The organism is Bradyrhizobium sp. HKCCYLR20261 (assembly GCF_051168435.1).
Lineage (GTDB): Bacteria > Pseudomonadota > Alphaproteobacteria > Rhizobiales > Xanthobacteraceae > Bradyrhizobium.
This window is the reverse complement of sequence record NZ_JBNPUZ010000006.1, coordinates 412,309-424,678: the sequence shown is the minus strand read 5'-3', so window position 1 is coordinate 424,678 and position 12,370 is coordinate 412,309. Positions and strand designations below refer to the sequence as shown.

General features: G+C 65.4%; 9 protein-coding genes. 7 read left to right on the top strand and 2 right to left on the bottom strand.

Translation table 11 applies throughout. The features are described 5' to 3' along the window. Positions 1-194 precede the first annotated feature (194 nt). From proS to ACQR1L_RS17320, 3 genes are all read left to right on the top strand, one after another. Entirely contained in the window at positions 195-1,529 is a 1,335-nt protein-coding gene (gene proS / locus ACQR1L_RS17330; protein ID WP_434859142.1) for a proline--tRNA ligase, read from the top strand. Between the two features lie 95 nt (positions 1,530-1,624). Beyond that, entirely contained in the window at positions 1,625-2,905 is a 1,281-nt protein-coding gene (locus tag ACQR1L_RS17325; protein ID WP_434859141.1) for a lipoprotein-releasing ABC transporter permease subunit, read from the top strand. Between the two features lie 7 nt (positions 2,906-2,912). Next, on the top strand, positions 2,913-3,614 hold the full coding sequence (locus ACQR1L_RS17320) for an ABC transporter ATP-binding protein (RefSeq protein WP_434859140.1): 702 nt from the start codon (positions 2,913-2,915) through the stop codon (positions 3,612-3,614). 12 nt (positions 3,615-3,626) lie between these two features. Here ACQR1L_RS17320 and ACQR1L_RS17315 read toward each other — a convergent pair whose 3' ends face one another. After that, complete coding sequence (locus ACQR1L_RS17315; protein WP_434859139.1) at positions 3,627-4,706, bottom strand: alcohol dehydrogenase catalytic domain-containing protein; 1,080 nt, start codon at positions 4,704-4,706, stop codon at positions 3,627-3,629. 125 nt (positions 4,707-4,831) lie between these two features. On the opposite strand from ACQR1L_RS17315, the gene ACQR1L_RS17310 reads away from it, so the two are divergent. Continuing rightward, entirely contained in the window at positions 4,832-5,602 is a 771-nt protein-coding gene (locus tag ACQR1L_RS17310) for a helix-turn-helix transcriptional regulator (RefSeq protein WP_434859138.1), read from the top strand. 456 nt (positions 5,603-6,058) lie between these two features. After that, positions 6,059-6,832, top strand: coding sequence for an outer membrane protein (locus tag ACQR1L_RS17305; protein WP_434859137.1), 774 nt, complete (start codon positions 6,059-6,061; stop codon positions 6,830-6,832). A gap of 78 nt (positions 6,833-6,910) precedes the next feature. Here ACQR1L_RS17305 and ACQR1L_RS17300 read toward each other — a convergent pair whose 3' ends face one another. Then, a complete protein-coding gene (locus ACQR1L_RS17300; RefSeq protein WP_434859136.1) occupies positions 6,911-7,246 on the bottom strand; it encodes a DUF3551 domain-containing protein in 336 nt (111 codons plus the stop codon). Positions 7,247-7,511: 265 nt separating this feature from the next. Here ACQR1L_RS17300 and ACQR1L_RS17295 point away from each other — a divergent pair, with 265 nt between their 5' ends. After that, complete coding sequence (locus ACQR1L_RS17295; protein WP_434859135.1) at positions 7,512-8,225, top strand: outer membrane protein; 714 nt, start codon at positions 7,512-7,514, stop codon at positions 8,223-8,225. Between the two features lie 488 nt (positions 8,226-8,713). Then, positions 8,714-12,244: a DNA polymerase III subunit alpha gene (gene dnaE, locus ACQR1L_RS17290; RefSeq protein WP_434859134.1), complete on the top strand. Its 3,531-nt coding sequence runs from the start codon at positions 8,714-8,716 to the stop codon at positions 12,242-12,244. Positions 12,245-12,370 lie beyond the last annotated feature (126 nt).

Below are 12,370 nucleotides of genomic sequence, written 5' to 3'. Positions count from 1 at the left end.
CTCGGGCTGGCCGCGCGGGCGCGGCCGGTTCGCAACGAGGCGCCTGTGCTGGTTCATCCTCCACGTGAGCGAGGGCAGTAAAATGATCGGGAATACGGAGGCTTAGCCGCCTTTTTTCAATCCCAGTCTTGTGTTTTGCCGCCTGATCCGGTTTGACTGCGCCAGCCCGAACCGAATCTCGAAGGCCTCGCCCCATGCGTTTGTCGCGGTTTTTCCTGCCAATCTTGAAAGAAAATCCGAAGGAAGCCGAGATCGTCTCGCACCGGCTGATGCTGCGCGCCGGCATGCTGCGGCAGGAGGCCGCCGGCATCTACGCCTGGCTGCCGCTGGGCTTCAAGGTGCTGAAGAAGATCGAGCAGATCGTGCGCGAGGAGCAGAACCGGGCCGGCGCGCTCGAGTTGCTGATGCCGACCCTCCAGCTCGCCGATCTCTGGCGCGAGAGCGGCCGCTACGACGCCTATGGTCCGGAGATGCTGCGTATCAGCGACCGTCACAAGCGCGAGCTGCTGTACGGGCCGACCAACGAGGAAATGATCACGGAAATCTTCCGTGCCTATGTGAAGTCCTACCGTAACCTTCCGCTCAACCTCTATCATATTCAATGGAAATTCCGCGACGAGCAGCGTCCGCGCTTCGGCGTGATGCGTGGCCGCGAATTCCTGATGAAGGACGCCTATTCGTTCGACCTCGACGAGGCCGGCGCGCGGCGCGCCTACAACAAGATGTTCGTCGCGTATTTGCGGACTTTCGCGCGGATGGGCCTGAAGGGCATCCCGATGCGCGCCGAGACCGGCCCGATCGGCGGCGATCTCAGCCACGAGTTTATCGTGCTGGCGGAAACCGGCGAGTCCGGCGTCTATTGCGATCGCAACGTGCTCGATCTGCCGATCCCGCCGGCCTCGGTCGATTACGACGGCGACCTCACGCCGATCATCAAGGAATGGACCTCGCTCTACGCGGCGACCGAGGACGTGCATGATCACGCCCGCTTCGAGAGCGAGGTGCCGGAAGAGCGCCGCGTTCACACCCGCGGCATCGAGGTTGGCCAGATCTTCTACTTCGGCACCAAATATTCCGAGCCGATGAAGGCCCTGGTTGCCGGTCCCGATGGCGCCGAGGTCACCATTCATGGCGGTTCCTATGGCGTCGGCGTGTCGCGTCTGGCTGGCGCGATCATCGAGGCCTGCCATGACGATGCCGGCATCAAATGGCCGGAAGAGGTTGCGCCGTTCCGCGCGGTCATCCTGAACCTGAAGCAGGGTGGCTCCGACACCGATGCGGCCTGCGAGCAGCTCTATCGCGATCTCCTCGCCAAGGGCGTGGACGTGCTCTACGACGACACGGAGCAGCGCGCCGGCGGCAAATTCGCCACCGCCGATCTCATCGGCATCCCCTGGCAGATCATGGTCGGACCCAAGAGCCTCGCCGAGGGCAAGGTCGAGGTGAAGACCCGCAGCGACGGCGCGCGCCAGATGATGTCGCCCGCCGACGTCGTGGCGCGTCTCGGCGGCGGAACTCAGCCGGCCTGAGGCGGGCGTTCGATCATCGGATTATCCACCGGGGGTAGCCCCTTCCTTCCGGCCAATCCGGCCACAATCGGCCCGAATCATGGGATGATCGCGCAATGGATGACGCCATGACCGAACCCGTGCAGACCGCGCCCTTCGCCCCCTTCGAGTGGATGCTGTCGGGACGCTATCTGCGTGCGCGGCGCCGGGAAGGGTTCATTTCGGTGATCGCGGGGTTCTCGTTCCTCGGCATCATGCTCGGCGTCGCGACGCTGATCATCGTGATGGCGGTCATGAACGGCTTCCGAAAGGAGCTGCTCGACAAGATCCTCGGCCTCAATGGCCATCTGCTGGTGCAACCGCTGGAATCGCCGCTGACGGACTGGAAGGACGTCTCCGAGCGCATCGCGCAGGTGCAGGGCATCCGGCTTGCCGCGCCGGTCGTCGACGGCCAGGGCCTCGGCTCCTCCCCGTTCAACGCCTCCGGCGTGTTCATCCGCGGCATCCGCTCGCAGGACCTAACGAACCTGACGTCGATCGCCAAAAACATCAAGCAGGGCTCCTTGGAAGGGTTTGACGAGGGGCAGGGGGTGGCGATCGGCCGGCGTCTCGCCGACCAGCTCTCGCTGCATGCCGGTGACAGCATCACGCTGGTCGCCCCGAAAGGCGCGGTGACGCCGATGGGCACCACGCCGCGGATCAAGCCCTACAAGGTCGCGGCCGTGTTCGAGATCGGTATGTCCGAATACGATTCCAGCTTCGTGTTCATGCCGCTGGCCGAGGCGCAGGCCTATTTCAACCGCAACAACGACGTCACCGCGATCGAGATCTTCACCAGCAATCCGGACAAGGTCGAGCAGTTCCGCAAGACGGTGACCGAGGCGGCCGGTCGGCCCATCTTCCTGGTCGACTGGCGCCAGCGCAACTCGACCTTCTTCAACGCGCTCCAGGTCGAGCGCAATGTGATGTTCCTGATCCTGACCTTGATCGTGCTGGTTGCCGCTCTCAACATCATCTCCGGGCTGATCATGCTGGTGAAGGACAAGGGCCAGGATATCGCGGTCCTCCGGACCATGGGCGCCTCGCAGGGCGCGATCATGCGCATCTTCCTGATCACGGGCGCCGCGATCGGCGTGGTCGGCACGCTCACCGGGTTCGTCGTCGGATTGCTGATCTCCGCCAACATCGAGTCGATCAGGCAGTTCCTGTCCTGGCTCACGAGCACCGATCTGTTTCCTCAGGAACTCTATTTCCTTTCAAAGCTGCCGGCCGAGATCGATGCGGGTGAGACCGCGGCTGTTCTCATCATGGCCCTGACCCTGTCCTTTCTGGCGACGCTCTACCCAAGCTGGCGCGCGGCCCGATTAGACCCGGTCGAAGCGCTGCGCTACGAGTGAGGCGCTGATGGACGAGCAGGGGGCGGAGGATGTACCGGTCGTTTATCTCCACGAGATCAAACGGCGGTACATGCAGGGCGAGCAGCAGCTGACCATTCTGGACGGCGCCAAGCTCGCCTTATGGGCGGGACAGTCGGTGGCGCTGGTGGCGCCGTCGGGGTCGGGCAAGTCGACATTGCTGCACATCGCGGGTCTCCTCGAAAGCCCGGACGAAGGCGAGGTCTATGTCGGCGGCGTGCCGACGTCGCAGCTCACGGACATCGAGCGCACCCAGATGCGCCGCACCGATATCGGCTTCGTCTATCAGTCGCATCGCCTGCTGCCGGAATTCACGGCGCTGGAGAACGTCATGCTGCCGCAGATGATCCGTGGCCTGAAGCGTTCCGAGACGGTGAAGCGCGCCAGCGAGATCCTGGCCTATCTCGGGCTCGGCGAGCGCATCAAGCACCGTCCGGCCGAGCTGTCCGGCGGCGAGCAGCAGCGCGTGGCGATCGCGCGCGCCGTCGCCAACGCGCCGCGGGCGCTGCTGGCGGACGAGCCGACCGGCAATCTCGATCCCGAGACCGCCGATCATGTCTTTCACGCGCTGATGCAGCTCGTGAAGGCGACGCGGGTCGCGATGCTGATCGCGACCCACAACATGGAGCTGGCCGGCCGCATGGACCGGCGCGTCTCCATCGTCGGCGGCAAGGTCGTCGAGCTCGATTGAGACTCGTCGCCGTCAGGGCGTGATCACCGTCATCTTGAACGGCTGGCTGTGCTTGGCGGCATGGGCGACCGCTTCGTTGGCGTGATCGAGCGCGAAGCAGGTCGGCTCGAATTGCGCGAGGTCGAGCAGGCCCGATCTGATCAGCCCCACCATCTTCACGGTTGCGCTCGGCTGGTACATCCAGACGCCGTGGATAGTGACGCAGTTGCGCATGATCCAGGGATAGGGCAGGTCGAGACCGGGACCGCCGAGCATCCCGACGCCGCCCATCAAGGCGACGCGTCCATACGGCCGAACGGCCATGATGGCAGATCGCACGACGTCGGTCGTGACCGACGGCGGCATGATGTCGAGCACGCAGTCGATCGGGCACGGCGCGGCGCGCGTCATGCGGACGGTGTCCTCGTTTGCGTCGCCCGTGAGCTTCACCGGATGGACGCGCGGGCCGAACCGGCGCTGCAACTCCGCGAGCATGGCCTCGTTGCGGCCAGCCGTCACCACGGCGGCTGCGCCCATGGCGAGTGCCACCGCGACCGCGGCGCCGCCGAACCGTCCGGTGGCGCCGCTCACCAGCACGGTCTCGCCGGGCTGCAGATGGGCCGCGAGGAAGCCGCCATAGGGCACTAGCAGCGTGCCGAGCGCGCACCAGCGCGCGGCGTCGCCCGGGGCGATGCCGCCGATCGGCTTGGCGTTTTCCGTCGGGATGCGCATGCGCTCGGCGAACGAGCCGTGCCGGAAATGCTGCTGCAGCTTCAAGCCACCCGGTCCGCGCGCGCTCAGGCCCTGCAGGGTGATATCGGGCGCGACGGCGTCGTCGCGCGAGCGCACGGTCGGATCGCAGTACACCCAGTCGCCGATCGCCAGATGCGTCGCGTCGGGACCGAGCGCGCGGACCCGTCCGATGCCGCCTGTTCCAGGGATGACGGGCAGCTCCAGCAGGTACTTCCGTTCGCCACTGAAAACTTCGTTCGCATAGGACAGCACGCTCGCCGCGGCGATGTCGACGATGACTTCGCCCGTGCCGAGCACGGGGTCTTCCACCTGCTCGATCGCGAGCGGTGATCCAAAACGGTTCAGCACGGCGGCTTTCATGATCGTCTCCATTGGCAGTGGCGGCGATGTACGGTGGCAGCTCTATGCTGCGCGCGGGAAGGCCTGGTATTATCCTAGGATTGTCTGCACCCAGTGTGCACGACCGGCTCGCAGGAGAGACCACGATGACGGATCCGCGCCATGCCGAGCTCGGAAACTTCCTGCGCTCCCGGCGCGAGAAGCTCGCGCCCGAAGCGCTCGGGCTCGCGGCCGGACGACGGCGGCGCACGGTCGGGCTGCGCCGGGAGGAAGTGGCGGAGCTCGCCGGCATCGGGGTCGACTGGTACATCCGGCTCGAGCAGGGCCGCGCGGTGAAGCCGTCATCGACGACCATCGATGCCCTGGCGCGCGCGCTGCGTCTCACCAAGGCGGAGCATGCCCATCTCAAGGCGCTGGCCCGGGAGACGGCGCGCAAGCCGTTCGTACGCGAGCAGGTGCCGGACAGATTGCGCGAACTGGTGCAAAGCCTCAATCAGCCGGCCTACATCTCGGGACGGCGCTGGGACGTGTTGGCGTGGAATGACGCGGCGGACGAGATCTTCGGCTTCTCGCAACTTGCCGACGCCGACCGTAACACGTTGCTGCTGATGCTGTGCACGCCCCGCGTCCGCCGGCTGTTCGGCGCGCAATGGAAGGAGCTGGCACGCCGCATGGTCGCGCAGTTTCGCGCGACCTACGATCTCTGGGCCGGCGATCCGGCCTTCCTGGATCTGCTCGCGCGGCTGCGAGATGGCAGCCGTGACTTCGAGGAGTTGTGGGCGGCCCACGACATCAACGCGCTCGCGGCCGGCGAGAAGCTGCTCGATCATCCGAAGAAGGGCCGCGTGAAGCTGCGCTACGCGACCTTTCAAGCCAACGACGATCCCGCGCTGAAGCTCGCGATCTACTACACGTGAGCGTCGTCATTGGTGCGAGTAGGCATCGGCCGCATATCGCGGGTTGAACCGCGGGCTCACCATACAATCGACCGGTTTGCGGTTGATGATGCCAAGCATTCGCAAATTCAGCCGTTCTGCCCAGAAGAGATCACGACTGAGACGCGTCGAGGGTTGTTCGGTCACGAGAGGGCTCTCGGTCACGATTTCGACGTCGCGTCGCATTGTGGCGAGCGGCGGACATCGGTCACGACTCCTCCATACATCCTATTAGTTGTTTGTTCATGTAGCGGTCAAACCCTTTGAAAACAGGCATTTGCGCGCAATCCCATAATTGCCGGAAAGAACGGTTCTAATCTGACACATCGGTTGATACGGGCGAAGCGAGTGCGCTGGAGCATGAACGCTTCGTCACGCTGCGTGTTTTGAGCGGAACCAGAGGGCCTGGGGACTTTGGGACAGAAGCTACGGAGTTCGATGATGAAGACGCTTTTCGGCGCAACGGTGGGGCTCGGCGCGATCGCCGCGGCGACGTCTGCTTTCGCGGCTGACCTCCCGGTGAGGAAGGGGCCCTACACCAAGGCGCCGCCCGCCGTGGTCGCCACGGTCTACGATTGGAGTGGCTTCTACATCGGCGCCAACGCCGGTGGCGGCTCCAGCCGTGACTGCTGGAGCCTGGTGTCGGTCGGAGGCGTCGCGGTGAACCCGGCGGCGAACCGCGAAGGCTGCTCCGGCGGCGGCGGCGCCGCGGTCGGCGGCCAGGTCGGGTTCCGCTATCAGACGGCCAACTGGGTGTTCGGCGTCGAAGCGCAGGGCGACTGGGCGAACTTCAAGAGCACCAATCGCAACCTGATTCTACCCAATGTCAGCGACCGTTCACGCACCAACGGCTTTGGCCTGTTCACCGGCCAGGTCGGCTACGCCTTCGACAACATCCTGGGCTACGTGAAGGGCGGTGCCGCCGTCGTCGGCGATCGCTATGACACCTTCACCACTGGCACCAACGTGATGCTCGACCGCGCCAACACGACGCGCTGGGGCGCCACCATCGGCGCCGGTCTCGAATACGGCTTCGCGCCGAACTGGTCCGTGGGCGTCGAATACGACCACATCTTCCTCGGCAACAAGAACCTGAACTTCGTCGCGGCCGCCGGGCAGCCGGCGATGACCCATCGCATCAAGCAGGATGTCGACATCGGCCTCGTGAGGCTGAACTACAAGTTCGGTCCCGGCTTCGGCATGATGCATTGAACAAGCGGGGCGCGACGGCTCGTCGAAGCCATGGCTTCGACGAGCTTTCAAGTCTGAAACAGAGACGCGAGACCGCGCTCAGTCCTCTTCGAACACGAACGGGTTGGGGAAGGGCGCGTAGGGATTCGGCGCCGGCGGACGCGGCTTGAGCCGCGGCCGGTTCGGATACGGATAGGGCGTGGCGCGCGGGTCGTTGCTGACGCCGGCGAAATACGGATTGGCAATGCAGTTCAGCAGCCGTCCCGACGCCGTGGCCTGGCACTGCGCGTAGGTGTCGAACGTGCAGTTGCTCAGGCCGGGAAACTCGTCGCCTTGCAGACAGAATGCGTGCCTCACTCCGACGGCCTGCGCCGGAGCATGAGTTGCGACCACGAGGCCGGCCGCAGCCAAGGCCGCAAATAGAACGTCACGCATCGGCGATCTCCCCTTCATGATGACCGGAACACGCGCGCGAAATGGCGGAGCCAGGGCGCGGAAGCGGCGCCTTTTGTGTAACTGCTGGCGCCCCGAATGCAAGGCGGAAAGTTCCATCAACACACTGTGATTGCACATTAATTTCCAGACATGTCCCACGCGCTTTCGGACGCGAGCTGTGACCGTGACGCTACAGCAATTGTGGCTGAGATCGTTAAGAGGTGCGGCTGGCCTGGGGGCCAAATGAGACGAGACTGGACCTGTGATGAAGAAACTTCTGTTGACGACGACGGCGCTCGTGGTGCTGGCCTCGCCGGCGCTGGCCGCGGATCTCGCCGCGCGTCCCTACACGAAGGCACCGCCGCCGGTGATGGCCGCGATCTATGACTGGAGCGGCTTCTACATCGGTGTGAACGGCGGTGGCGGCTGGACTCACAACACCTGGGATGTGGTCGGCGGCGGCCGCGAGGGCTCGCACGATTCGTCGGGCGGCACCGTGGGCGGTCAGGTCGGCTATCGCTGGCAGATGGGCCAGTTCGTGTTCGGCCTGGAGGCGCAGGGCAACTGGGCTGATTTCTCCGGCGACAACCAGAGCGCCATCTTCGGCACCCGCAACCGCACCAAGACCGACGCGTTCGGCCTGTTCACCGGCCAGGTGGGTTATGCCTGGAACAACGTGCTGCTCTACGCCAAGGGCGGTGCGGCGATCACCAGCAACACCTACACGATCACCAACGCTGCGACGGGCGGGTTCCTCGCCTCCAACGACAGCACCCGCTGGGGTGGCGTGGTCGGTGCCGGCCTCGAATACGGCTTCGCACCGAACTGGTCGATGGGCGTCGAATACAACCATCTGTTCATGGATCGCCAGACCGTCAGCTTCGGCGCGCTCGGCTCCGACAGCATCAAGCAGGATGCCGACATCTTCACGGCGCGCCTGAACTATCGCTTCGGCGGCCCGGTGGCGACGCGCTACTGATCCGCGGATCGAACCCGATCAAATCGACCAGCCCCGGCGTCTCGCCGGGGCTTTTTTTGTTCGATCGCTCCTCCCGCAGAGGCCAGTTAACCACGCAAGGACGGTGTCGGAGGGCCAGCTGAGGAAGGTGCTTGACCCGAGAACAGAAAAGGAACATTGTTCTTCATATGTTCTGACCGAGGGAGGTTCCGATGCTGAAGGTTTTCGTTCAAGAAGCCGCCGCACTGGCGTCCATCACGCTGTTCGTGGGCATGATCGCGCTCTGGGCGCAAATCATTCCACAGCTTTAGTGCAGGGGTCGCAGCGACTGGGGACATCAGGGCGAGCGTGCCGGACTCGCTCATGGCCGTCCGGTATGATGCGAGCGAGTCGGTTGGAAGGCGGGTCATCGACGCAGTCGATGAGGCTCCAGGCCCTTCGAAGCTGACGTCGCACCGTGATCCCGGAAAGCGATCACGGAAACCCCTCCAGGGAAGCTGCAGTCAAGCATGTCCGGCGCCGGATTCGTCCATCTCCACGTCCACTCCGCCTATTCGTTGCTGAAGGGCTCGATCAAGATCGCCAAGCTCGGCGAACTGGCCAAGGCCGACCGGCAGCCCGCGCTGGCGCTCACCGACACCGACAACATGTTCGGTGCGCTCGAATTCTCCGACAAGATGGCTGGCTACGGCATCCAGCCGATCGCCGGCTGTGAGCTCGCGATCGATTTCGGCGACATGGACCCCAACGCCCGCAATGCCGGCGCGGTCGCGCAGCCCTCGCGAATCGTCCTGCTGGCGGCGAAGGAGGAGGGCTACCGCCACCTGATGCGGCTGAACTCGCGCGCGTTCCTGGACACCCCGACGCACCAGGCGCCGCACATCAAATTCGACTGGCTGAACGAGGGGGTCGACGGCCTGATCGCGCTGACGGGCGGGCCGGACGGCCCGATCTCGCTCGCGCTCCAGCACGACATGGCCGCCTTGGCGACGCAGCGTTGCGAGCGGCTCGCGAGCCTGTTCGGCGACCGGCTGTATATCGAACTGCAGCGCCACGGCACCGACCGCGAGCGCCGCGTCGAGGGCGGGTTGATCGACATCGCCTATGGCAAGGGCCTGCCGCTGGTCGCGACCAACGAGCCGTATTTTGCGACCGCTGACGACTACGAGGCGCATGACGCGCTGCTCTGCATCGCCGGCGGCCATCTCATCGCCGACACCGAGCGCGTGCAGCTCACGCCCGACCACCGCTTCAAGACCCGAGCCGAGATGGCGGTGCTGTTCGCCGATATCCCCGAGGCGCTCGCCTCGACGGTCGAGATCGCCGAGCGCTGCTCGTACCGGCCGCGCACCCGCAAGCCGATCCTGCCGTTCTTCACCGTCGGCGCCGGCAATAGTGCCGAGGCTGGGGACGCGGCCAGCGCCGAGGCGGCCGAGCTGAAGCGCCAGGCCGAGGAGGGCCTCGCGCGACGGCTCAAGGTGCACGGCATGGCGCCGGGCATGACGGAGGAGGACTATCAGAAGCGCCTCGCCTTCGAGCTCGACGTCATCATGCGCATGAAGTACGCGGGCTACTTCCTGATCGTGTCGGACTTCATCAAATGGGCCAAGTCGCACGGCATTCCCGTGGGGCCGGGCCGCGGCTCGGGCGCAGGCTCGCTGGTCGCCTGGGTGCTGACCATCACCGACCTCGATCCGATGCGGTTCGCGCTGCTGTTCGAGCGCTTCCTCAATCCCGAGCGCGTCTCGATGCCGGACTTCGACATCGACTTCTGCCAGGACCGCCGCGGCGAGGTGATCTCCTACGTCCAGCAGCGCTACGGCCGCGACCAGGTCGCGCAGATCATCACCTTCGGCACGCTGCAGGCGCGCGGCGTGCTGCGCGACGTCGGCCGCGTGCTGCAGATGCCCTACGGCCAGGTCGACAAGCTGACCAAGCTGGTGCCGCAGAACCCGGCCGCGCCGGTGACGCTCGCCGCCGCCATCGAAGGCGAGCCGAAGCTGCAGGCCTTCCGCGACGAGGATCCGGTGGTGGCGCGCGCCTTCGACATCGCCATGCGCCTCGAGGGCCTGACTCGCCACGCCTCGACCCACGCCGCGGGCATCGTGATCGGCGACCGGCCGCTCAGCGAACTCGTGCCGATGTATCGCGATCCGAAATCGGACATGCCGGTCACCCAGTTCAACATGAAATGGGTCGAGCCGGCCGGTCTGGTGAAGTTCGACTTCCTTGGCCTGAAGACGCTGACCGTGCTCGACGTCGCGGTGAAGCTCTTGAAGCAGCGCGACATCCATGTCGATCTCGCGACGCTGCCGATCGACGATGCGCCGAGCTATCAGATGCTGGCGCGCGGCGACGTGGTCGGCGTGTTCCAGGTTGAAAGTCAGGGCATGCGGCGGGCGCTGATCGACATGCGCCCGGACCGGTTCGAGGACATCATCGCGCTGGTCGCGCTTTATCGCCCGGGCCCGATGGCCAACATCCCGACCTATTGCGCTCGCAAGCACGGCGAGGAGGAGGCGGAGTATCTGCACCCGATCCTGGAGCCGATCCTGAAGGAGACCTTCGGCGTCATCATCTACCAGGAGCAGGTGATGCAGGTCGCGCAGCAGATGTCGGGCTACTCGCTCGGCGAAGCCGACCTGCTGCGCCGCGCCATGGGCAAGAAAATCCGTGCCGAGATGGACAAGCAGCGTGTCCGCTTCGTCGAGGGCGCCGTCAAGAACGGCGTGCCGAAGGACCAGGCCGACACCATCTTCGACCTCTTGGCGAAGTTCGCCGACTACGGCTTCAACAAGTCGCACGCGGCCGCCTACGCGCTAGTGTCCTACCACACCGCCTACATGAAGGCGCATTATCCGGTCGAGTTCATCGCGGCGTCGATGACGCTCGATCTCAACAACACCGACAAGCTGTCCGAATTCCGCGCCGAGGCGCAGCGCCTTGGCATCAAGGTTGAGCCGCCGTCGATCAACCGCTCGGGGCCGACCTTCGAGGTCAGCGGCAACACCATCTTCTACGCGCTCGCCGCGCTCAAGGGCGTCGGCCCGCAGGCGATCGAGATGATCGTCGAGGCCCGCAACAAGGGCGGCCCGTTCACCTCGCTTGCGGACTTCGCATCCCGCGTCAATCCGCGCGCCATCAACAAGCGTATCATCGAGACGCTGGCCGCGGCCGGCGCCTTCGATTGTCTCGACAAGAACCGCGCTCGTGTCTTCGCCGGCGCGGACGCGATCGTCGCCGCCTGCCAGCGTGCCAACGAGGCTGCGACCTCCGGCCAGAACGACATGTTCGGCAACGCCGCCGACGCGCCGGCGATCATCCTGCCGAACATCGAGAACTGGCTGCCGGCCGAGCGCCTGCGCCGCGAATACGATGCGATCGGCTTCTTCCTGTCCGGCCATCCGCTCGATGACTACGCGGCAGCGTTGAAGCGGCTGCGGGTGCAGAGCTGGGCGGAATTCTCCCGCGCGGTGAAGACCGGCGCCACCGCCGGCAAGGTCGCGGCGACCGTGGTGTCGCGCATGGAACGCCGCACCAAGACCGGCAACAAGATGGGCATCATGGGCCTGTCCGACCCGACAGGTCATTTCGAAGCGGTGCTGTTCTCGGAAGGCCTCGCACAATATCGCGACGTGCTGGAGCCGGGTGCCGCCGTGCTGCTGCAGCTCGGCGCCGAGCTGCAGGGCGAGGACGTCCGCGCCCGCGTGCTCCATGCCGAGCCGCTCGACGATGCCGCCGCCAAGACCCAGCGCGGCCTGCGCATCTTCCTGCGCGACACCAAGCCGCTCGATTCCATCGTGAAGCGATTGCAGGGACCGGAGGGGGCTGCGGCCAATGGCAATGGCGCTGCCGCCAAGGCCGCGGCGCCGCCGATCGCTCCTCGCGCCGCTGCGGGCGAGGGCGAGGTCTCGCTGGTGATGATCCTGGACCTCGAGACCGAGGTGGAGATGAAGCTGCCCGGCCGCTTCAAGGTTTCGCCACAAATCGCGGGTGCCATCAAGGCCGTCACCGGGGTGGTGGACGTCCACCAGCTCTAATCGCTCGCCGTTCGGCCCTGCCGGGCGGCGAGATGGAACAAAAAAGCCGCATGAGGGCTGTACCGAGTTGTATGGACATGTCTCCGTTCAACCGCGGTTCAGCCATCGACGCGCTGAATCCGGGGC

Coding starts and splice junctions, on each gene's coding strand:
- proS (WP_434859142.1), top strand. CDS start 195: ATGCGTTTGTCGCGGTTTTTCCTGCCAATCTTGAAAGAAAATCCGAAG.
- ACQR1L_RS17325 (WP_434859141.1), top strand. CDS start 1,625: ATGGATGACGCCATGACCGAACCCGTGCAGACCGCGCCCTTCGCCCCC.
- ACQR1L_RS17320 (WP_434859140.1), top strand. CDS start 2,913: ATGGACGAGCAGGGGGCGGAGGATGTACCGGTCGTTTATCTCCACGAG.
- ACQR1L_RS17315 (WP_434859139.1), bottom strand. CDS start 4,706: ATGAAAGCCGCCGTGCTGAACCGTTTTGGATCACCGCTCGCGATCGAG.
- ACQR1L_RS17310 (WP_434859138.1), top strand. CDS start 4,832: ATGACGGATCCGCGCCATGCCGAGCTCGGAAACTTCCTGCGCTCCCGG.
- ACQR1L_RS17305 (WP_434859137.1), top strand. CDS start 6,059: ATGATGAAGACGCTTTTCGGCGCAACGGTGGGGCTCGGCGCGATCGCC.
- ACQR1L_RS17300 (WP_434859136.1), bottom strand. CDS start 7,246: ATGCGTGACGTTCTATTTGCGGCCTTGGCTGCGGCCGGCCTCGTGGTC.
- ACQR1L_RS17295 (WP_434859135.1), top strand. CDS start 7,512: ATGAAGAAACTTCTGTTGACGACGACGGCGCTCGTGGTGCTGGCCTCG.
- dnaE (WP_434859134.1), top strand. CDS start 8,714: ATGTCCGGCGCCGGATTCGTCCATCTCCACGTCCACTCCGCCTATTCG.